The sequence below is a fragment of the Mycobacterium sp. URHD0025 genome (genome assembly GCF_000426065.1).
GTDB lineage: Bacteria > Actinomycetota > Actinomycetes > Mycobacteriales > Mycobacteriaceae > Mycobacterium.
In genome coordinates, this window is sequence record NZ_KE384491.1 from 85,080 (window position 1) to 104,245 (window position 19,166).

At 67.0% G+C, this 19,166-nt stretch carries 25 protein-coding genes; 15 read left to right on the forward strand and 10 right to left on the reverse strand.

Annotated features, from left to right (window positions below):
• The first annotated feature begins 7 nt into the window (after positions 1-7).
• Genes H977_RS36295 through hypD form a run of 10 tightly spaced genes read left to right on the forward strand, consistent with a single transcriptional unit; the run spans position 8 to position 7,878 of the window.
• Complete coding sequence (locus H977_RS36295) at positions 8-127, forward strand: DUF6893 family small protein (RefSeq protein WP_155946886.1); 120 nt, start codon at positions 8-10, stop codon at positions 125-127.
• An 8-nt stretch (positions 128-135) separates the two neighbouring features.
• The gene (locus H977_RS34175; RefSeq protein WP_029111091.1) at positions 136-618 is read left to right on the forward strand and encodes a hydrogenase maturation protease; all 483 of its coding nucleotides are present in this window, start codon (positions 136-138) and stop codon (positions 616-618) included.
• A 3-nt stretch (positions 619-621) separates the two neighbouring features.
• Positions 622-876 (forward strand): HypC/HybG/HupF family hydrogenase formation chaperone, encoded by a 255-nt coding sequence (locus tag H977_RS0128785; RefSeq protein WP_029111092.1) that lies wholly within the window; start codon positions 622-624, stop codon positions 874-876.
• Complete coding sequence (hypF, locus tag H977_RS0128790; RefSeq protein ID WP_029111093.1) at positions 873-3,167, forward strand: carbamoyltransferase HypF; 2,295 nt, start codon at positions 873-875, stop codon at positions 3,165-3,167. Before H977_RS0128785 ends, hypF begins: the two co-directional genes overlap by 4 nt.
• Positions 3,168-3,171: 4 nt before the next feature.
• Positions 3,172-3,942, forward strand: coding sequence for a DUF6390 family protein (locus tag H977_RS0128795; protein ID WP_029111094.1), 771 nt, complete (start codon positions 3,172-3,174; stop codon positions 3,940-3,942).
• On the forward strand, positions 3,939-4,673 hold the full coding sequence (locus H977_RS0128800) for a HypC/HybG/HupF family hydrogenase formation chaperone (protein WP_029111095.1): 735 nt from the start codon (positions 3,939-3,941) through the stop codon (positions 4,671-4,673). The genes H977_RS0128795 and H977_RS0128800 overlap by 4 nt, the downstream gene beginning before the upstream one ends.
• Positions 4,673-5,359 (forward strand): D-sedoheptulose-7-phosphate isomerase, encoded by a 687-nt coding sequence (locus tag H977_RS0128805; RefSeq protein ID WP_029111096.1) that lies wholly within the window; start codon positions 4,673-4,675, stop codon positions 5,357-5,359. The genes H977_RS0128800 and H977_RS0128805 overlap by 1 nt, the downstream gene beginning before the upstream one ends.
• On the forward strand, positions 5,356-6,441 hold the full coding sequence (gene hypE, locus H977_RS0128810) for a hydrogenase expression/formation protein HypE (RefSeq protein WP_029111097.1): 1,086 nt from the start codon (positions 5,356-5,358) through the stop codon (positions 6,439-6,441). The genes H977_RS0128805 and hypE overlap by 4 nt, the downstream gene beginning before the upstream one ends.
• A 19-nt stretch (positions 6,442-6,460) precedes the next feature.
• Positions 6,461-6,733, forward strand: coding sequence for a HypC/HybG/HupF family hydrogenase formation chaperone (locus H977_RS0128815; RefSeq protein WP_029111098.1), 273 nt, complete (start codon positions 6,461-6,463; stop codon positions 6,731-6,733).
• A gap of 20 nt (positions 6,734-6,753) precedes the next feature.
• Positions 6,754-7,878, forward strand: a complete 1,125-nt coding sequence (gene hypD / locus H977_RS0128820) for a hydrogenase formation protein HypD (RefSeq protein WP_029111099.1) — start codon at positions 6,754-6,756, stop codon at positions 7,876-7,878.
• A gap of 10 nt (positions 7,879-7,888) precedes the next feature.
• On the opposite strand, the gene H977_RS0128825 is transcribed toward hypD, so the two are convergent.
• Genes H977_RS0128825 through H977_RS0128835 form a run of 3 tightly spaced genes read right to left on the reverse strand, consistent with a single transcriptional unit; the run spans position 7,889 to position 9,514 of the window.
• Positions 7,889-8,092: a hypothetical protein gene (locus H977_RS0128825; protein WP_029111100.1), complete on the reverse strand. Its 204-nt coding sequence runs from the start codon at positions 8,090-8,092 to the stop codon at positions 7,889-7,891.
• A 45-nt stretch (positions 8,093-8,137) separates the two neighbouring features.
• Positions 8,138-8,332: a DUF3046 domain-containing protein gene (locus H977_RS0128830; RefSeq protein ID WP_029111101.1), complete on the reverse strand. Its 195-nt coding sequence runs from the start codon at positions 8,330-8,332 to the stop codon at positions 8,138-8,140.
• A 9-nt stretch (positions 8,333-8,341) separates the two neighbouring features.
• Complete coding sequence (locus H977_RS0128835; protein WP_029111102.1) at positions 8,342-9,514, reverse strand: glycosyltransferase; 1,173 nt, start codon at positions 9,512-9,514, stop codon at positions 8,342-8,344.
• Between the two features lie 40 nt (positions 9,515-9,554).
• Between H977_RS0128835 and H977_RS0128840 the strand changes: the two genes are divergently transcribed.
• Entirely contained in the window at positions 9,555-9,989 is a 435-nt protein-coding gene (locus tag H977_RS0128840; protein ID WP_029111103.1) for a limonene-1,2-epoxide hydrolase family protein, read from the forward strand.
• A 7-nt stretch (positions 9,990-9,996) separates the two neighbouring features.
• On the opposite strand, the gene pspM is transcribed toward H977_RS0128840, so the two are convergent.
• From pspM to pgsA, 5 genes are all read right to left on the reverse strand, one after another.
• Positions 9,997-10,815 carry a phage shock envelope stress response protein PspM gene (gene pspM / locus H977_RS0128845; protein ID WP_029111104.1) on the reverse strand — a complete coding sequence of 273 codons (819 nt, stop codon included), beginning with the start codon at positions 10,813-10,815 and terminating at the stop codon, positions 9,997-9,999.
• A gap of 20 nt (positions 10,816-10,835) precedes the next feature.
• Positions 10,836-11,651: a phage shock protein PspA gene (gene pspA, locus H977_RS0128850; RefSeq protein WP_029111105.1), complete on the reverse strand. Its 816-nt coding sequence runs from the start codon at positions 11,649-11,651 to the stop codon at positions 10,836-10,838.
• Between the two features lie 206 nt (positions 11,652-11,857).
• Entirely contained in the window at positions 11,858-12,211 is a 354-nt protein-coding gene (gene clgR, locus H977_RS0128855; protein ID WP_029111106.1) for a transcriptional regulator ClgR, read from the reverse strand.
• A gap of 97 nt (positions 12,212-12,308) precedes the next feature.
• Positions 12,309-12,797, reverse strand: coding sequence for a CinA family protein (locus H977_RS0128860; RefSeq protein ID WP_029111107.1), 489 nt, complete (start codon positions 12,795-12,797; stop codon positions 12,309-12,311).
• A complete protein-coding gene (gene pgsA / locus H977_RS0128865; RefSeq protein WP_029111108.1) occupies positions 12,775-13,380 on the reverse strand; it encodes a CDP-diacylglycerol--glycerol-3-phosphate 3-phosphatidyltransferase in 606 nt (201 codons plus the stop codon). The genes H977_RS0128860 and pgsA overlap by 23 nt, the downstream gene beginning before the upstream one ends.
• A 42-nt stretch (positions 13,381-13,422) precedes the next feature.
• Here pgsA and H977_RS0128870 point away from each other — a divergent pair, with 42 nt between their 5' ends.
• The gene (locus H977_RS0128870; protein ID WP_036477647.1) at positions 13,423-13,944 is read left to right on the forward strand and encodes an amino-acid N-acetyltransferase; all 522 of its coding nucleotides are present in this window, start codon (positions 13,423-13,425) and stop codon (positions 13,942-13,944) included.
• A gap of 56 nt (positions 13,945-14,000) precedes the next feature.
• On the opposite strand, the gene H977_RS0128875 is transcribed toward H977_RS0128870, so the two are convergent.
• Positions 14,001-16,559: a DNA translocase FtsK gene (locus H977_RS0128875; RefSeq protein ID WP_196808351.1), complete on the reverse strand. Its 2,559-nt coding sequence runs from the start codon at positions 16,557-16,559 to the stop codon at positions 14,001-14,003.
• Positions 16,560-16,717: 158 nt separating this feature from the next.
• Between H977_RS0128875 and H977_RS0128880 the strand changes: the two genes are divergently transcribed.
• From H977_RS0128880 to H977_RS0128890, 3 genes are read left to right on the forward strand one after another with little or no spacing between them, the layout of a single operon-like run.
• The gene (locus H977_RS0128880; protein WP_029111111.1) at positions 16,718-17,032 is read left to right on the forward strand and encodes a putative quinol monooxygenase; all 315 of its coding nucleotides are present in this window, start codon (positions 16,718-16,720) and stop codon (positions 17,030-17,032) included.
• A gap of 31 nt (positions 17,033-17,063) precedes the next feature.
• Entirely contained in the window at positions 17,064-17,891 is an 828-nt protein-coding gene (locus H977_RS0128885; RefSeq protein ID WP_036477883.1) for a mycofactocin-coupled SDR family oxidoreductase, read from the forward strand.
• On the forward strand, positions 17,888-18,757 hold the full coding sequence (locus tag H977_RS0128890) for an SAM-dependent methyltransferase (RefSeq protein ID WP_029111113.1): 870 nt from the start codon (positions 17,888-17,890) through the stop codon (positions 18,755-18,757). The genes H977_RS0128885 and H977_RS0128890 overlap by 4 nt, the downstream gene beginning before the upstream one ends.
• Here H977_RS0128890 and H977_RS0128895 read toward each other — a convergent pair.
• The gene (locus H977_RS0128895; protein WP_029111114.1) at positions 18,754-19,161 is read right to left on the reverse strand and encodes a group III truncated hemoglobin; all 408 of its coding nucleotides are present in this window, start codon (positions 19,159-19,161) and stop codon (positions 18,754-18,756) included. The genes H977_RS0128890 and H977_RS0128895 overlap by 4 nt on opposite strands.
• Between the last annotated feature and the right edge of the window lie 5 nt (positions 19,162-19,166).

The following is a 19,166-nucleotide window of genomic DNA, read 5'->3' on the forward strand; positions in this document are numbered from 1 at the left end:
ATTCGAGATGGAAGTCGTGGGTTGGATAGCCGTTACGGCGGTCGCGGTAGTCGTGATCGCCGGAGTGCTGGTAGGGGTTCGGTCGATTCCCGACGCCCGGCGTTACCTGAAGATGCGACGCATGTAGCAGGTGCGATCACGTCTTCTGTTCTGGTAGCCGGCATCGGCAATATCTTCCTCGGTGACGACGGATTCGGTCCCGAGGTGATGCGCCACGTGCCGCGGCAACTGGCAGGCCCGCGTGTTCGCCTGTGCGACTACGGCATCCGGGGTATGCACCTGGCCTACGACCTCCTCGACGGCTGGGACGCACTCGTGCTGGTCGACGCGGTGCCCTGCCGACAACGGCCCGGCGCGCTGCACGTGTTCGAGGCCGATCGCGAAAGCCTGTCTGCAACCTCAGGTCTGGACGCACACGCCATGGACCCGGCCGCGGTGTTCGCGAGTCTGAACGCGCTCGGCGGCACTGCCCCGTACACGATCGTGATCGGTTGTGAAGTCGACAACGTCGCCGAGGGCATCGGGTTGTCCGAGGCTGTCGCAGCAGCCGTTCCCGACGCCGTAGCCGCCGTGGAAGCTGCCGTGGCCCAACTGTCCACACCGGTACGGGAGGGCTGAATCATGTGCCTGGGAATCCCGGGGCAGGTCGTCCGGATGCTGGAGGGCTACGGCAACCAGCTCGCACTCGTCGACGTCGCGGGCGAACACCGCAAGGTCAACATCGGCATGCTGCCGGACGAGACGTTCGCTCCCGGCGACTGGGTGATCATTCACATGGGTTTCGTCGTCGAGAAAACCGACAGCGCCGGTGCCGAGGCAGCCTTGCAGGGCCTGGAGCTGATGGGCCGGGGACGAGATGCCGAGGCGCCACCATGACCGGGCGCCGCCGCCTACGTGTCGGAGTGCACGGAGTCGTCCAGGGCGTGGGCTTCCGGCCGTTCGTCTACACCACCGCGGCGGCACTCGGGCTGAGCGGCAGCGTGCGCAACGACCCTTCCGGCGCGATCATCGAAATCGAAGGCAGGGTCGCCGACCTCGACCGATTCCTGCACCGGCTGCGCACCGCCCCTCCCCCGCTGGCGGTCATCGAATCGGTCGACACACAGCCCGTCCCGGTTGCCGGCGGCACCGGATTCACGATCGCCGACACGTCCAGGGCCGGCGGCGGCCGCACGCTGGCTTCGCCCGACGTCGCAATGTGCACGGAATGCGCTGCCGAGCAACGCGACCCGGCCAATCGCCGCTATCGGCACGCATTCGTGAACTGCACGAACTGCGGCCCGCGGTTCACGATCATCGCGTCACTGCCCTACGACCGCGGCTCCACCACCATGGCGGCCTTCGCCATGTGTGCGACCTGCGCTCATGAGTACGGAGATCCCACCGACCGGCGCTTCCACGCTCAGCCCGTGTGCTGTCCCAACTGCGGCCCCACGTTGCGGTTCCGGGACGGCCACGGCGACCTGGTGGGCGAATCAGGGCTGCAGCGCGCCCGGCAACTGCTGGTCGACGGAAAGATCCTCGCAGTCAAGGGGATCGGCGGATACCACCTCGCCTGCGATGCCGGGAGCGACACCGCGGTCGCCGAGCTGCGGCGGCGCAAGCGGCGCGGTGACAAGCCGTTCGCGGTGATGGTGCCCGACCTGACGACAGCGCGAGCCATCGCCGAGGTCGACGCCGCGGCCGCGCGGTTGTTGTGCGGCCCGCAGCGTCCGATCGTTCTCATGCCCCGCCTTCCAGCCGTGCGAGGTGTCAGGGTCTCGACCGCCGTAGCGCCGTCCAACCCCGACCTCGGGGTCATGCTCGCGTACAGCCCGGTGCACACGTTGGTGTTCGGACTGCCCGGTGACGCCCCGGTGCCGCCCGTGCTGGTCATGACATCGGCCAACCGCACCGGCGAGCCGATCTGCTTCATCGATGACGATGCGCTGGAACGGCTTTCATCGCTTGCCGACGGCTGGTTGTGGCATGACCGGGAGATCCTGGTCCCCTGTGACGATTCCGTGCTGCGGGTCGTCGACGGGGACGAGTTGGCGATCCGTCGATCCCGTGGCTATGCGCCGTTACCTGTCGCCCTGCCGGTATCCGTTCCGCCGACGCTCGCGGTGGGGGCCGACCTGAAGAACACGCTGGCCATCGCCGAACACAAGTACGCCTGGTTGAGCGCCTACATCGGCGACATGGACGATCTGGCCACGCTGTCGGCGTTCGGGAAAGCGGCCACCCACCTCGGGTCGTTGACCGGCGTCACACCGGAAACACTTGTCACCGACGCACATCCCGGCTACCGGTCGGCTGACTGGGCACATCGGAATGCCCGGAGCAGGCCGGTGCGAGCCGTACAGCATCATCACGCCCACATCGCCGCTGTCATGGCCGAGCACGGTCTGGACGGCTCCCGGCAGGTGCTCGGTTTCGCTTTCGACGGAACCGGCTACGGATCCGACGGCGCCGTATGGGGCGGTGAGGTGCTGCTCGCCGACTACAAGGGCTTCCAGCGGGTCGCCCACCTCAGGTATGCGCCGCTGGCGGGCGGCGATGTGAGTGTGCTGCGGCCCTACCGGATGGCACTGTCACACCTGTGGGCCGCCGGGATCCCCTGGGATGCCGACCTGCCGCCGGTTCAGGCATGCCCGGATGACGAACGCCGGGCGCTGGCACATCAGCTGAGAACCGGGACCGGCTGCGTTCCGACGTCCAGCATGGGTCGGCTGTTCGACGCGGTGTCCGCGCTGATCGGTGTGCGTCAGGTGGTCGCCTACGAGGCTCAGGCCGCGGTCGAGTTGGAGGGGTTGTCACGGAACACTCCAGCAGGCACGTCGCGGTACGCCTTCGCACTCGATACCGCTCAACAGCCGATGCTGGTCGATCCCGGACCCGTGCTGGCCGCGGTGGTCGAGGACCTGCGCGCCGGTGTCGCGGCAGCCGTGATCGGTGCGCGATTCCACCGTGCGGTCGCCGACCTGATCGTCGAACTGGCGGCCGAGGATGGGGCCGTGGACCAACCGGTGGCATTGTCCGGCGGGGTGTTCCAGAATGCCCTGCTGCTGCGACTGGCCCTGGCCGGATTGCGGATGAACGGTTTCCGCGTGATCACCCACCGACAGGTGCCCCCGAACGATGGTGGCATCGCGTTGGGACAACTACTCGTGGGGAATGCGGGGTAGCTCGATGAGCGTGCAATCGACGCACCGTCTGCCCTCCGGATACGGGTTGTTCGCCCGCTACGCGTATCCGCCGAACGAGCTCGGGTACTGCGGGCCCACCGGGTCCACTGAACTGCTTCACGAGCCGGCCGAATTGGGCACACACGCCAGGGAGTTCGACGGCGCGTGGCCGTATCTGGATGCCATCGCAAGGGCAGCCGGCTCGGATCCGCTGGCTCCCGACGTCGTACGCGGCTATTGGGTCGGCGGACCGCTGCTGGATCGGGTCGACCCGGTCGCATTACTCGCCGAGCTCCAGGGGGCGTTCAAGGGTCAGGTGACCGGGCTGCTCGACGACGTGCACGGGGCCGGCTCCGCGCTGGCACACCACAGCTTCCACGTGTTCGTCGTCTATCCATGGGTCCGCTTCCTGGAGCGGGATCCGCAGACCGCGCTGCGGGTGCTGCAGAACTGCCGGATACGTTGGGGCACAGTCACTGCCATCGACGGCGAGCACGTGCTGCTCGACTCCTGCCCACTGGTCGTGGACCGCGGCGACATCCGACTCGGCGCAGCGGTCACCGAACGGACGCGGTGGAGCCGGGACGGCTCCTCGCTGACTGCCCCGCCGGCACCCGGTGACACCGTGTCAGCGCACTGGGACTGGGTGTGCGACACCCTGACCCCCGCCGAGGGCGCCGCGCTGGCCGAAGCGACACGGACCACGCTCCACCTGGTGAACACGATCCGGTCAGGCGTCGGCAGGCAACGAGAATCGAAGGGAGGTCGACAATGACTGTCACCACACCACCGGGCGCACCATTCGTCGACACCGATCTGGCCGCCGATCTGGCCGCCGCGGCACTGGATGTCGCCCGCAAGTTCCACGATGGCGCAACCCTCTGGGTGATTGCACCCCAATGGGAACCGCATGCGCACCACGTGGCCGTCGAGTTCGTCCATCCGGTGATCGTGGGCAAGCGGGCGCTGCCTTCGGTCGCGCTGGTCGAACCTGATCCGGTGGCCCAGGCCAGGGTGGCCAGTCAGCCCGGTGACCTCCTGCTGGCGGTGGCCTCGGCCGACGAGCCCGCGGTGATCGACGCCATGCGGCGGGCGGCCGCCTGGGGAGTGTCGACGGTATGGATCGGGTCCGGACCGAGGCCCCCCGCGGGCGCCGCGCACCACGTCCTGTGGGTCGACTCAGACAACCCGATGGTGCCGGCCACCGGGCGGTTCGTCTTGATGTATCACCTGCTGTGGGAACTCACCCACGTCTGCTTCGAACATCCGGGCCTGCTGAAATCCCCTGGCGCGCAGGACACCGAGCAGGCCTGCGTCACGTGCAGCGACGAGGGACGCCTCGCCGAGGTGATCCTGGCGCCCACCGACTCAAGTGGTCAAGCACTGGTCCGCACCGCCGGTGGTGAGGAATGGGTGGACATCGGGATGCTCGGCGACGTCGCGACCAACGATCTGGTTCTGGTGCACGCGGGCGCGGCCATGGCGCGACTGAACGAGGTGAACTGATGACATCGAACATCACCGGAGGCGAAGCCACCGGCTTCCTCTACCCTTTCATCGATTCCGAGGAGACCGACACCCACGCGCTGCTCGATGACCTGGCTGCCTCCGCACGCGGTAAAGCGACTGAAAGCGCTCGGCTGCAACAGGAATCGTTGGAGGAGTACGCTCCCGCGCTGACGGCGGCGGGCACCGCCATGGCCGAGAGGTTCCTGCGTGGCGGCCGCCTCTACACACTCGGCAACGGCGGCAGTTCCACCGATGCGGCGACCCTGGCGTCGCTGTTCAGCCGCCCCGCACTGGGCCGGCCCGTTGCGGCCTGGTCACTGGCCGCCGACGAGGCGGTGGTCACCGCGCTCGGCAACGACGTGGGCTTCGAGCTGATCTTCAAACGCCAGATCATCGCCCACGCCCGTGATCGTGACATCGCCATCTCACTGTCCACGTCGGGCAACTCCGAGGATCTGATGACGGCGATCACCGAAGCCAAGCAGCGAGGCGTGCTCACCATCGGATTCTCCGGGCACGACGGCGGCCGCATGGCTCTCACCGAGGACCTGGATTTCTGCTTCACCGTGCACAGCCAGAGCATCCATCGCATCCAGGAGTCCCACGCCATGCTCGGCTACCGGCTCTGGACCGTGACCCAGGAGAAGATGTCCCGCACCCGAGACGAGGTACGCACGTCATGACGACAGCAGCGCAACGTGAAGACCGGGTTCTGGAACGGATCGACAAGTTCCGGCACCGGCGCCCGCGCCTACTCGATGAGGTGGTGACGCTCGCGCACGGGGCCGGCGGCAAATCGTCGGCAGCGCTGGTCGATGCGGTCTTCCTCGAAGCATTCCGCAACCCCGAACTCGAGCAGCTCGGTGACGCCGCTGTCCTTCACACCCCGTCCGGTGACACGCTGGCGTTCTCCACCGACTCGTATGTGGTTGCCCCACATCGATTCCCGGGCGGTTCGATCGGCCATGTCGCGGTGCACGGAACGATCAACGACCTCGCGGTGTCCGGTGCACGTCCTCAGTGGCTGTCGGCGGGCTTCGTCATCGAGGAAGGTTTCCCGATCTCCGAGTTGCGCGAGATCGTCGCCGACATGAGTGAAGCCGCTGCTCGCGCCGGGGTCCAGATCGTCACCGGCGACACCAAGGTGGTCGGAAAGGGCGCCGCCGACGGGATGTTCATCTGCACCGCCGGTGTCGGCGTGATTCCCGCGGGCAGGCGATTGTCACGCGAGAAGGTGCAGGCCGGCGACAAGGTGCTGCTGTCGGGCACGATCGGCGAACACGGTATGGCGGTCATGCTTGCGCGCGGTGACCTGGCGATCGACGCCGACATCGTCTCCGACACCGCGCCCGTGCACGAACTCGTCGAGATCCTGTTGGAGGCCGCACCGTCCACCCGATGGATGCGTGACGCCACCCGCGGCGGTGTCGGCACGGTGTGCAACGAGCTCGCCAAGGACTCGCCGTTCGCGGTGATCCTCGACGAGGACCGACTGCCGATCGAACCGCAGGTGCTCGGAGCGTGCGACATGCTGGGCATCGATCCGCTCTATGTCGCCAACGAAGGCAAGTTCCTGGCAATCGTCGCGTGCGACGAGGCCGATGCCGCAGTGGCTGCGTTGCGCGCGCACCCACAGGGGGCACAGGCAGCCGTCGTCGGCGAGATCGTGCCCGAACCGCCGGGAATCGTCGCGCTGCGAACATCATTCGGCGGCAGCCGGATTGTCGACATGCTCGTCGGCGACCCGCTGCCGCGGATCTGCTAGGTACGGTAAGGAGCAAGATATGTGTCTTGGAATACCGGGCCAGGTGGTCGACATCGTCGATGCCGAGGCCCACCTCGCCAAGGTCGATGTCAATGGGGTGCGCCGCATCATCAGCGTGCGTCTGCTCGCCGACGACAACCTGCGGATCGGTGACTGGGTACTCGTGCACGTCGGTTTCGCGATGGCCAAGATCGACGAGCGCGAGGCGAAGCTGACCCTCGATCAGGTGCAGAAAATGGGTGCCGATTACACAACCGAGATCGACGCCTTCAATTCCTCTGAAATCGCTTGAGACAGAAGAAGGTTCCCCGCATGAAGTTCGTCGACGAATTCCGGGACCCGGCCGCCGCCCGCGCCCTGGTCAAAGCCATCACCGAACTCTCATCCGGTGACGAGTTCAAGTTCATGGAGGTGTGCGGCGGCCATACCCACACCATCTATCGGCACGGTATCGAGCATCTCCTACCGGAATCGATCGAACTGGTCCACGGCCCCGGATGCCCGGTGTGCGTGATCCCGATGGGCCGGGTGGACGATGCGATGTGGCTCGCCGAGCAGTCGGGCGTCATCTTCACGACATTCGGCGACATGATGCGTGTCCCCGGCTCCAACGGGAACCTGATCGAGGCCAAGGCCCGTGGCGCCGACGTACGGTTCGTGTACTCCCCACTCGACGCGCTCAAGATCGCCAGGGACAACCCTGACCGCCACGTGGTGTTCTTCGCCGTGGGGTTCGAGACAACGGCACCGTCGACTGCGGTCACGCTGGTCCGGGCTCGCGCGCTCGGTGTCCGCAACTTCAGTGTGTTTTGTAACCACGTCACCATCGTCCCGCCCATAAAGGCCATACTCGAGTCGCCTGACCTGCGCCTTTCCGGGTTCCTCGGGCCGGGGCACGTCTCGACCGTGGTGGGTTTGCGCCCGTACCGGTTCGTCCCCGCCGTCTATGGGAAACCGATCGTGGTCGCCGGCTTCGAGCCGCTCGACATCCTGGCGTCGGTACACATGCTGCTGCGGCAGATCCGGGATGGCCGCTGCGAGGTGGAGAACCAGTACACCCGCGTGGTGCGGCCCGAAGGCAACACCGCGGCGCTCAAGCTGATGGCGGAGACGTTCGAATTGCGTCCGCATTTCGAATGGCGCGGCCTGGGATTCATCTCGCAGAGCGCACTGAAGGTCCATGCCGACTACTCCGAATACGACGCCGAGCTGAAGTTCGACATGCCCGGGGTGCGGGTGGCCGACCCCAAGGCCTGCCAATGCGGTGAGGTGCTGAAGGGCGTCATCAAACCGTGGGAGTGCAAGGTGTTCGGGACGGCCTGCACACCGGAAACTCCGATCGGTACCTGCATGGTGTCCCCCGAGGGCGCTTGCGCGGCCTACTACAACTTCGGCAGGTTGCATCGAGAAACCGCGCAGCTGTTGCTGCGGCGCTAGCGATACGGGATCAGCGACGCCAGTTCGGAAAGTTGTCGAGATCCCGCAGCGTCATCACGAAACCGAACGCGCCGACGGCGACTGCCAGGAAATACCCGAGAGCGGCCTGCCACCCGTCGAGGGTGGACGCGACCAACCAGCACAGCAGAACCGCCGCGATCACCAGCAGAACACCGTAGAGAGGCGTCCGCATCGGATGGTCACCGAGACCCATGCCTCCGGTATACGCCGAAAACAGGCACAGGGGAAGCAGCGCGGTTCACCACACGTCGCGCGGGACGTCGAAGTCGGCGCACAGCGCCCGCCACACGGTGCGCGGCTCCACGCCGTCCTCGATGGCCTGTGCGGCCGTGCGGCCGCCGAGAGCGCCGAGCACGTGATCGACGAGCAGTGAGCGACCCCGTACCGGACCGAATTGGCCGTCCACGAGTTCATTGAATTCCGTCAACCGCACGGCCCCAACCTACCCAGTGTGTGCGAGGGCGTCATGGCACACCCGTACCGGATCCGCCACCCCTTCCACGGACGCGCCGGCCCGCTGCGCGGCCGCGCGATAGGACGACGACGCCAGCACGGTGCCGACCGCGGCGGTCAGCGAATCCGCCGACAGTGGCCGCACCAGCTGTCCACTGCCCTGGCGCACAACACGATTGGCGATCTCCCATTGGTCACCACCGCCCGGGACCACCACCATCGGCACACCGGCCAGCATCGCCTTGGACACCAGGCCGTGCCCACCACCGCACACCACCAGATCGGCGTGCGACAACAACTCGTCCTGACGGCCGAGCCCGACCGCCGCCCACGGGGGTACCGCGACGTCGGCACCGCCCAGTCGCGACACCACCACACGAGCCCCATCGGGCAGCGTCTCGCCCGGGCGCAGCGACTCCAGGACCAGCTCGGTCATGCCCTGTGTCCCGGTGGTCGCGGTGGAGGGCGCGACCATCACGACGGGCCCCGACCCCGGCGGCACGGTCAGCACCGCGTCGGTGGGCTCGAAGTGCAGCGGACCCACCACCACGGCCTCATCCGGCCAGTCCGGGCGTGGTACCTCCAGCGCGGGCAGAGTGGCGATCAGGCGCCGCAATGGGCCGGGGTCGACGGAGGGAAGACCGATGTCGGCCCGTACGGAAGCCCGCTCTGCCAGACCGGCCCGGATGGATCTCGCGGTCAAGGCACGCATGAGGTTGTCGCGCAGGCGTCCGCGCAGCCCGACACCCGGGGCCAATCCGCTGCCGAGCGGCGGCAAGCCCTTCGACGGCAGGTACAGCGGGTGCGGATTGAGCTCGACCCACGGCAATCCGAGTAACTCCGCGGCCAACCCGCCACAGGCGGTGATCACGTCGGAGACCACGAGATCCGGCTGCAACTCCCCCAGCCCCGGCAGGTTGAGCTGCGCCATCCTCCCGGCCCGCCGATGGATCTTGGACCCGGCATCCGCGTCGTCGTCGGCGTCGGTCGCATCGAGACCGACGAGTTCGACCGCGTCGACACCGGCGGCCCGCGCGGTGTCGAGCCATTCCACCCCCGTGAGCAATGTCGGGACATCCCCCGCGGCCAGGAACTTCAGGCACAGGGCAAGGGCCGGGAAGGCATGTCCGGGATCAGGTCCGGCGACTACAGCTACGCGCACCGGCCTACCCTGCCACAGCTGTCCGCACTAGGCTGCGGGCATGGCTGACCAATCCACCACCGCGGCTGCGTCCCAGACCAGCACGGTCGAGACCTTCCTCAACGCACTGCAGGAGCAGGACTTCGACACAGCCGAGAACGCGCTGGCGCAGAACCTGGTGTACCAGAACGTCGGTTTTCCGACCATCTATGGACGCAACCGCGCGATGAAGCTGTTCCGGTCGATGCCGGGCCGCATGGGCTTCGAGGTGAAGATCCACCGGATCGCCGCCGATGGCGCCGCCGTGCTCACCGAGCGCACCGATGCGCTGGTGTTCGGGCCGCTGCGCCTGCAGTTCTGGGTCTGCGGCGTGTTCGAGGTGCACGAAGGCCGAATCACCCTGTGGCGGGACTACTTCGACATGCTGGACATGCTCAAGGCAACGGCACGCGGCCTTGTCGGGGTGGTCGTGCCCTCACTCCGTACATCGCTGTAGCGGCGGCTCAGGCCCGACGCAGCCGGCCCAGCTCGTCGAATGCCTGCGCCCAGCCGATCAGGCGATCGGTGGCGCCGGTCAACTCGCTGCGGTAGCGCTGCTGCGACAACGGCGACACCGCGCCCTGCCCGCCGTTCACCGTGGACACGAGTTGTGCTGCGGCAGTGACCATCTCGTTGTACTGCCGCACGCCCTCACCAAGCTGCGCGGTGAACGCGTTGATGGTCGGTACCAGATGCTGGCGCGACTGCGGGGCGTTGGTGATCGCCCGCTCCATCGACACCACCTCGGTGGCGGTGGCTGCCATGGTCAGTGCTGTGTGATTGGCCACCGCGGTCAGTTCCCGCAGTTCGTCGGGCGGGAGCATCCGGCCGCGCTCCAACACCCCGAGCAGCGAGAACATGCCCCGCTCGGAGGCCATCAGCGCTGCCATCGGTTGCCGGGCCGCCGAACCCCATGGCGGTAACCGGCGCCCGGAAACCGGCCGCTGCACCGGAAGAGGTTCCGCGCGCAGCCACCGGTAGCGCAGCCAGAACAACGTGGCCGGGAACGCCGCGCCTGCCGCGATCGCTCCGCTGATGATCAGGCCCCAGACCGGTGTGCTCCACGACGCCAGCAACGCCGTCACCAAGACCCAGAACGCACTGGACAGGGTGAAGAACACACTGAACCGCAGTGCCCACCGCCGCTTGCGCAACAGCTTTGCGCGCGGATCGGCGGCGGCGCTGAGCTTTTCGGTCAGCGCACCGGACAGATCGGCCGCGGTGTCGACAGCCCGCTGCGCCAGCGATCTCCACGCGTCCGGTCGACCGGTCTTGGTAGCCATGATCTAAAACACTCGAATCGTTATTGCCCGAGCGGGTTTTCGGGGGTGGGCGAAGTTTGATTGGTTGCCGGAGAGGCAGGCGTGGCCGGGGTGGCACCACCGCTGGGCAGGGCGTCGCCGCGCATCGAGGCGCGGATCTGCTCCAGCCGAGAGTGGCCTGCCATCTGAACGCTCGCCTGCTGGACCTCCATCATGCGGCCCTGCACGGAGTTCTGGGCCAGCTCGGCCTCGCCCATGGCGTTGGCGTAGCGGCGTTCGATCTTCTGGCGCACCTCATCGAGGCTCGGGGTGTTACCCGGCGCGGCGACCTCACTCATGGACCGGAGCGAGGAACTGACCTGCTCCTGCATCTTGGCCTGCTCGAGCTGCGACAGCAGCTTGGTGCGTTCGGCGATCTTCTGCTGCAGCATCATCGCGTTCTGCTCGACGGCCTTCTTGGCCTGCCCGGCAGCCTGCAGAGCCTGATCGTGCAGAGCCTTGAGGTCCTCGACGCTCTGCTCGGAGGTCACCAGTTGCGCCGCGAACGCCTCGGCGGCGTTGTTGTACTCGGTGGCCTTGGCTGCGTCGCCGGCAGCCGTGGCCTGATCAGCCAGCGTCAATGCCTGACGGACGTTGACCTGCAGCTTCTCGATGTCGGCAAGCTGACGGCTGAGCCGCATCTCCAGCTGGCGCTGGTTGCCGATGACCTGGGCGGCCTGCTGGGTGAGGGCCTGGTGCTGACGCTGCGCGTCCTCGATGGCCTGCTGGATCTGCACCTTCGGATCCGCGTATTCGTCCACCTTGGAGCTGAACAGCGCCATCAGGTACTTCCACGCCTTGACGAACGGATTGGCCATTGGTTCGTTCCGCCTTATCTGTCGGGCTTGTCTGCCAGGCCCTCATCGGGCCTTGTCATTCAGGTTGCCGCAATTCCTCTGCTGCCAACTTATCGGTTCCGGACATGCAGCCACAGCCCCGCACGCGGTTCGTATGGGCGTTTTGCGAAAATTCGCGACCCAGGCACGAGCAGGGCAATCAGGCCGCAGTCAGAACCGTGCTCATGTCAGGCGACGGCCATCGACACGGGCTGCGGAATGACGACCTTGATGGCCGCATCGATGTGGGCGACGTTGGCAGTGACATCGGTGCGGTCCGGCACCTGGACCGCTGCGCCGGCGTGCTCACGTTCGGCCATGTTCTCGCCGGCATCGGTGAGTACCCGTGACAGCGGGACGTCCAGGGCATCGCAGATGGCCCCGAGCAGTTCGCTGGATGCTTCCTTGCGGCCCCGCTCCACCTCAGAGAGGTACCCGAGGCTCACGCGCGCCGCGTCGGAGACCTCGCGCAACGTGCGCCCCTGTTCGGTGCGGGCGTTACGCAGCACGTCGCCAATCACCTCACGCAGCAATGTCGTCATCGCGCTCTCCTTCGCCTCGCCTGTCACAGGTTCGCTATCAGACCAACGCCGCGGGCCACCGCATGGTTCCCGGGGCAACCGCGGCGACGGTTTTCGGTTATTGGTTCTGGACCAGGGCACGCAACCGGGCGATCGCCTCGTCGACGGCGGCGCGGCGGATATCCCAGCGTGAGCCGGACAACGACAACTCGACGACATCGGTGTCGACAGGACCGGCCAGCCCGATGAATACCGTGCCCACCGGGTGTCCGCCGTGCGGTTCCGGGCCGGCCACGCCGGTCAGGCCGACGCCCCAGGTCGCTGCGCAGCGCTGCCGGGCTCCGACAGCCAGCGCCCGCGCCGTGGGAGCGGAAACCGGGCCGACCGCGTCGAGCACCTGAGGGGCCACACCGGCGAGCCAGATCTTGGTGTCCTCGTTGTAGGTGACCAGGCCACCCTGCAGAACCGCACTGGCCCCGGAGACCCCGGCAATCGTCGCCGCGAGCAGCCCACCGGTGAGCGACTCAGCGGTGGCCACGCTCTGTGCGCGCACCGTCAGGTCCGCGACCAGTGCCCTGGCGTCGTCAGTGAGCAGCGGATCGTCCACGGCTGTCCCTGATCGCGGATATGACGTAATCGGCGCCGGTGAGCACGGTCAGCACCACTGCGGCCCACATGATCACCCACGCGACGTTCAGCCAGATGTCGGGCCAGGCATGCAGTGGCAGGATGAACAGTCCGATGGCGACGGCCTGCACCAGGGTCTTGAGCTTGCCGCCGCGGCTCGCGGGGATGACACCGTGACGCAGCACCGCGAACCGCAGCACCGTGATTCCGATCTCACGGGTCAGCACCACCGCGGTGATCCACCACGGCAGATCCCCGAGCATCGACAGGCCGATCAGCGCCGCCCCGATCAGCGCCTTGTCGGCGATCGGATCGGCCAGAGTGCCGAACTCGGTGATCATTCCGTAACTGCGGGCCAACGCCCCGTCGAAATGATCGGTGATCACGGCTACCGCGAACACCGCGAAAGCGGCGATCCGCCAGAAGCTTTCATGACCGTCACCGACGAACAAGAAGACGAGGAAGACCGGAACAAGCACCATTCGCACACCGGTGAGCACGTTGGCGAGGTTGGCCACGCGCGCACGCGGGACCACCGGATCGGTAGAAGGTTGGCCCGGCACCGCAACAGAATATCCGTTGCCGTAACCGATACTCTTGCGCCTGTGAACCCAGGCAGTGTCGAGGAGCGCAAACACCCTGTGGTGCGGCGCGCCCGCACGTCCGATGTACCGGCAATCAAGAACCTCGTCGATGTCTACGCGGGCAAGATCTTGCTGGAGAAAAACCTGGTGACGCTCTACGAGGCGGTCCAGGAATTCTGGGTGGCCGAACTGGACGGCGAACTCGTCGGATGCGGCGCGCTCCACGTGCTGTGGGCCGATCTCGGCGAGGTGCGCACAGTGGCGGTGCACCCCAAGGTCCGCGGTACGGGTGTCGGCCACGTGCTGGTCGAGCAGTTGCTCGACGTGGCCCGCGAGCTTCACCTGGGACGGATCTTCGTGCTGACCTTCGAGGTCGAATTCTTCGCCAAGCACGGTTTCGAGGAGATCGACGGCACGCCGGTCACCGCCGAGGTGTACGAGGAGATGTGCCGGTCGTATGACACCGGTGTGGCGGAATTCCTCGACCTGTCCTACGTCAAGCCCAACACGTTGGGCAACACCCGGATGTTGTTGACGCTCTAGGCGATTTGTGGAGTCTCACCCGTACCGGTCACGGTTGAGACTCCACAAGTCGCGGGCTAGAACTCGTCCGGATCGTCGTCAGCGTCGGCACCATTGGCGTCGGCCCCACCACGGATCAACGCCAGCGTCCCGGCGAGTTCGTCGGGCTTGACCAACACCTCACGCGCCTTGGAGCCCTCGGACGGCCCGACGATGCCGCGGGTCTCCATCAGGTCCATCAGCCGGCCGGCCTTGGCGAAACCGACGCGCAGCTTGCGCTGCAGCATCGAGGTCGACCCGAACTGTGAAGACACCACGAGTTCGACGGCCTGCAGCAGGACGTCCATGTCGTCGCCGATGTCGGGGTCGACGTCCTTGCGCTCGCCCGCCTTGACCGCGGTGACGCCCTCGATGAACTCCGGCTCGGCCTGGGTCTTGGTGGCCTCGACGACGGCGTGGATCTCCTCGTCGGTGATGAACGCGCCCTGCATACGCAAGGGTTTGTTGGCACCCATCGGGAGGAACAGGCCGTCGCCCATACCGATCAGCTTCTCGGCGCCGGGCTGGTCCAGGATGACGCGGCTGTCCGTGAGCGACGAGGTGGCGAACGCCAGCCGGGACGGCACGTTGGTCTTGATGAGACCGGTGACGACGTCCACCGACGGCCTCTGCGTGGCCAGCACCAGGTGGATACCGGCGGCGCGGGCCTTCTGAGTGATGCGCACGATGGCGTCTTCGACGTCACGGGGCGCGGTCATCATCAGGTCCGCGAGCTCGTCGACGATGGCCAGGATGTAGGGGTACGGCTTGTAGACCCGCTCGCTGCCCAGCGGCGTGCTGATCTCACCGCTGCGCACCTTCTCGTTGAACACGTCGATGTGGCGCACCCGGGAGGACTTCATGTCCTGGTAGCGCTGTTCCATCTCCTCGACCAACCAGGCCAGCGCTGCGGCGGCCTTCTTCGGCTCGGTGATGATGGGCGTGATGAGGTGCGGAATGCCTTCGTACGGCGTCAGTTCCACCATCTTCGGGTCGATCAGGATCATCCTGACCTCTTCCGGCGTGGCCCGCGCCAGCAGCGACACCAGCATCGAGTTGACGAAGCTGGACTTACCGGAACCGGTGGAACCGGCGACCAACAGGTGCGGCATCTTGGCCAGGTTGGCCGAGACGAAGTCGCCTTCGATGTCCTTGCCCAGGCCGATCACCAACGGGTGATGGTCGCGCCGGGTCGACGGCGCGGTGAGCACGTCGGCGAGCCGGACCATCTCACGGTCGGTGTTCGGCACCTCGATGCCGACGGCGGACTTGCCGGGGATCGGGGCCAACATGCGGACGCTCTCGGTGGCGACCGCATAGGCGATGTTGCGGTGCAGGGCGGTGATCTTCTCGACCTTCACGCCCGGGCCGAGCTCGACTTCGTAGCGGGTCACCGTCGGGCCGCGGGTGCAGCCGGTGACGGCCGCGTCGACCTTGAACTGTTCCAGCACCGAGGTGATGGCGGCTTCCATCTGGTCGTTGGCGGCGGTGCGCAGTTTGGGCGGGTCGCCGGCGATCAGCAGATCCAGCGGGGGCAGCGTGTACGGCCCTTCGATGACCCGGTCCATCACCAGGGTGTCGTCGGGCTTGGGCTTGATCTCGGGCTTCTTGCGGCGAGCCTTGACCGCGGGTTCGGGAACGGTGGGTGCGTCCGTGTCGTCGGACAGCGGGTAGTTGTCCATCGGCGAACCGGTCGGTGCCTTGGGCGCCTCGATCGCGGCCGTGGGCCAGGCCTGGGCCGCGGCGTCGCTGCCCGCCGTGTCGTCGTCGTAGTAGCCGTCGGAGAAATCGTCGGGTTCGGCCCCGTACTCGTCGTCGTATTCGTCGTACTCGTCGTCGTAGTCGTCCCGGAAGGCACGGGTGCTGAACATGGTCCGCAGGGTCGAAGGCACCTCGCGAATCGTCGTCCCGGTGATCAGCAGCACGCCGAACAGCACACCCATGAACAGCAGCGGCGCGGCGATCCACTCGGTGAGCCCATCCGACAGCGGCCCGCCGATGGCGAAGCCGACGAATCCGGCGGCGTGCTGACGGGCGATGGGATCCTGCGGCGAGCCGGACCACAGGTGCCACAGGCCCAGCATCGGCAACGCGATCATGGCCGATCCCAGGATCAGCCTGGGGCGTGCCTCCGGATCCGGCTCGGTACGCATCAGGACGACGGCGATGGCGCCGAGGACGACGGGCACCAGGACCACCGGACCGCCGATCAGGGTCCGCAGCGCCGTGTCGATCCACTGCCCCACCGGGCCGGCCGCGTGGAACCACGAGCTGGCGGCGACGACGACGGCGATGCCGAGCAGCGCGAGCGCCAGTCCGTCACGTCGGTGGCCGGGCTCGATTTCGCGGGCGCGGCCCACGGAGCGGGCGGTCGATCCGGCCCCCTTGGCGAGCATCAACCAGCCCGCCCGGGCGCCTTGGCCGAGCTTCTGGCCGGCGACCGATACGGGCGAGGCCTGCGGCTTGCGCGCGGGCTTGCGCCGTGGCGCGGCCGCGCGGCCCTGGCGGGCCTGCGCCGGACGCCGCGAACCGCTTCTCGAGCTGGCGTTTGACCTGCTCGAACGCGCTGCGGATCGGCCGGCGGTCTTGTTAGCCATGACCGCAAGCCTAGTCGCATATGCCCCACAACCACCATCTGCCACACGGGTCACAAGACGGTATCGAATGACACTTAGCTATACGAACCGAATCTGGCCGGTTATCGCCTAGGGTGGACACTCGTCCAGTTCTGGCACTCATCGAGGAGCACTCCCCTATGCCTGTTGTCGTCGTCGCCACCATGAAGGCCAAGCCCGAGTCCGTCGAAGCCGTGCGCGAGGCCTGCACAAACGCGGTCGCGGCCGTGCACGACGAGCCGGGATGCCAGCTGTATTCGTTGCACGAGTCCGACGGCACCTTCGTGTTCGTCGAGCAGTGGGCCGACGCCGATGCACTGAAGGCACACAGCACCGCCCCGGCCATCGGAGCCCTGTTCGGCTCCATCGGCGAGCTGCTCGACGGCGCTCCCGATATCAAGATGTTGCAACCGGTGGTCGCCGGAGACCCGGCCAAGGGCCAGCTGCGGGGCTGATGAGCGCTTGCGCGAAGAGGAGATGGCAGAGATGAGCAACGAGGCTCCCCTGGCCGGAAAGGTCGCCTTCATCACCGGCGCGGCACGCGGCCAGGGGCGGGCCGAGGCCCTGCGGCTGGCCGCCGACGGGGCTGACATCATCGCGATCGATCTGTGCGCCCAGATCGAGTCGGTGCCCTATCCCCTGGCCACCCCCGACGATCTGGCGGCCACGGTCAAGCTCGTCGAGGAGTCGGGGGCGCGCATCGTCGCCGCGCAAGTCGATGTGCGCGACGAGGAGGCTCTGCGATCGGCGCTGCGGGCCGGAGTGGAACAGCTCGGCCGGCTCGACATCGTCGTCGCCAATGCCGGCATCGCCCCGATGCAGTCGGGCCCCGACGGCTGGCGCGACGTCATCGATGTGAACCTCACGGGCGTACACCACACCGTCGAGGCGGCGATGCCGATCATGGTCGAGCAGGGTGACGGCGGGTCGATCGTCTTGATCAGCTCGGCAGCCGGCCTGATCGGCGTGGGCGGCGGCGATCGCGGATCACTCGGCTACACCGCCGCCAAGCACGGCGTGGTGGGATTGATGCGGGCGTACGCCAATTTCCTCGCGCCGCGCAGCATTCGGGTCAACTCGATCCACCCCACCGGCGTGGACACCCCGATGATCAACAACGAGTTCACCCGGTCATGGCTCAAACACGTCGCCGAGGAGCTCAACGCTCCAACCGATTTCGGCAACGCGCTGCCGGTGCAGGTGGTGCAGGTCGAGGACATCGCCAACGCGGTGGCCTGGCTGGTCTCCGATCAGGCGCGCTACGTCACCGGCGTGACACTTCCCGTGGATGCTGGCATCGTCAACAAACGATGAGCAATCCCGTCGCCGCAACCGCAATCGGCCCGATGGTGCTGGCCGCCGTCGAGCAATACGAACCGGTGCGGCAACGGCTAGTCGACGACGACATGGCGTTGTCCTTTCTGCCGGCGGGGCTACGCGCGTTCACCCGGACCACACGGTGGTCGGTTGCCCGCAGGCTTCTGATCCAGGCCACCGAGCGCTCGGGTCCGGGGCTGTGGGCGAATCTGACCTGCCGCAAGCGTTATATCGGCGACAAGCTCACGCAGGCGTTGCCCAACATCGACGCCGTGGTGATTCTCGGTGCCGGTCTGGACACCAAGGGCTACCGGCTTGCCCGGCACAGCGCGATTCCGGTGTTCGAAGTGGACCTGCCGGTCAACATCGAGCGCAAACGTTCGGTGGTGCGCCGCGCCCTGGGAACCGTGCCGGACTCGGTGCACCTGGTGCCGGTGGATTTCGAGCACGATGACCTGGCCACCGAACTCGCGCGGCACGGCCACGTAGATGCTCATCGCACCTTTTTCGTCTGGGAAGGCGTGACGCAGTACCTCAGCGCCGACGGCGTCGCATCGACGTTCACGTTTCTTCGCTCGGCGGCACCGGGTAGCCGGCTGGCGTTCACGTACGTCCGCAGGGATTTCATCGACGGCACCAACCGGTACGGAGCCGAATCCCTGTATCGACGGTTCCGCGTTCGGAGCCAGATCTGGCAGTTCGGCCTGGACCCGGACCAGGTTGCTCCGTTCATCGAGCCGTACGGCTGGCAGTTGATCGAGCAGGCCGGGCCCGATTACCTTACCGAGCACTACATTTCGCCGTCCGGCCGGAATCTGACCGCCTCCCAGGTGGAATGGTCGGCTTTCGCCGAAAAGCGCTAGCAGGCGACCAGCGCGTCGAGTTCGGCGGCATCGGCACCGACCAGTCGACGGTGCATGGCCTTGGCGATGCGCCCCGCCTGTAGCTTGGCCCGCTCCGCGTGCGGACCTTCGAACAGCTCATCGACGGTGCCGGTCCACAACGTCAGCCACCGCACGAAATGCTCTGCCGACAATTGATGGCGGGCATGTAGTTCGCGGTGCACGGTCAGTGCGCTGCGCTGATAGAGCCCGGCACGGAACAGCACGGTCTCCCAGAAGTCGCACATGACGGGCAGATGGGATCGCAGGCCTTTGGCGCGCAGTTCGGAGAACGGTTCGGCGAGTACCGGATCGGTCAGCGCCTTGCTGTAGAAGCGCCACAGCAGCAGCTCGACATCGTCGTGCCCAGATAGGTCGTCAGCCATGGACA

Coding starts and splice junctions, on each gene's coding strand:
- H977_RS36295 (WP_155946886.1), top strand. CDS start 8: ATGGAAGTCGTGGGTTGGATAGCCGTTACGGCGGTCGCGGTAGTCGTG.
- H977_RS0128785 (WP_029111092.1), top strand. CDS start 622: ATGTGCCTGGGAATCCCGGGGCAGGTCGTCCGGATGCTGGAGGGCTAC.
- hypF (WP_029111093.1), top strand. CDS start 873: ATGACCGGGCGCCGCCGCCTACGTGTCGGAGTGCACGGAGTCGTCCAG.
- H977_RS0128795 (WP_029111094.1), top strand. CDS start 3,172: ATGAGCGTGCAATCGACGCACCGTCTGCCCTCCGGATACGGGTTGTTC.
- H977_RS0128800 (WP_029111095.1), top strand. CDS start 3,939: ATGACTGTCACCACACCACCGGGCGCACCATTCGTCGACACCGATCTG.
- H977_RS0128805 (WP_029111096.1), top strand. CDS start 4,673: ATGACATCGAACATCACCGGAGGCGAAGCCACCGGCTTCCTCTACCCT.
- hypE (WP_029111097.1), top strand. CDS start 5,356: ATGACGACAGCAGCGCAACGTGAAGACCGGGTTCTGGAACGGATCGAC.
- H977_RS0128815 (WP_029111098.1), top strand. CDS start 6,461: ATGTGTCTTGGAATACCGGGCCAGGTGGTCGACATCGTCGATGCCGAG.
- hypD (WP_029111099.1), top strand. CDS start 6,754: ATGAAGTTCGTCGACGAATTCCGGGACCCGGCCGCCGCCCGCGCCCTG.
- H977_RS0128825 (WP_029111100.1), bottom strand. CDS start 8,092: ATGGGTCTCGGTGACCATCCGATGCGGACGCCTCTCTACGGTGTTCTG.
- H977_RS0128840 (WP_029111103.1), top strand. CDS start 9,555: ATGGCTGACCAATCCACCACCGCGGCTGCGTCCCAGACCAGCACGGTC.
- pspM (WP_029111104.1), bottom strand. CDS start 10,815: ATGGCTACCAAGACCGGTCGACCGGACGCGTGGAGATCGCTGGCGCAG.
- pspA (WP_029111105.1), bottom strand. CDS start 11,651: ATGGCCAATCCGTTCGTCAAGGCGTGGAAGTACCTGATGGCGCTGTTC.
- clgR (WP_029111106.1), bottom strand. CDS start 12,211: ATGACGACATTGCTGCGTGAGGTGATTGGCGACGTGCTGCGTAACGCC.
- H977_RS0128875 (WP_196808351.1), bottom strand. CDS start 16,559: ATGGCTAACAAGACCGCCGGCCGATCCGCAGCGCGTTCGAGCAGGTCA.
- H977_RS0128880 (WP_029111111.1), top strand. CDS start 16,718: ATGCCTGTTGTCGTCGTCGCCACCATGAAGGCCAAGCCCGAGTCCGTC.
- H977_RS0128885 (WP_036477883.1), top strand. CDS start 17,064: ATGAGCAACGAGGCTCCCCTGGCCGGAAAGGTCGCCTTCATCACCGGC.
- H977_RS0128890 (WP_029111113.1), top strand. CDS start 17,888: ATGAGCAATCCCGTCGCCGCAACCGCAATCGGCCCGATGGTGCTGGCC.
- H977_RS0128895 (WP_029111114.1), bottom strand. CDS start 19,161: ATGGCTGACGACCTATCTGGGCACGACGATGTCGAGCTGCTGCTGTGG.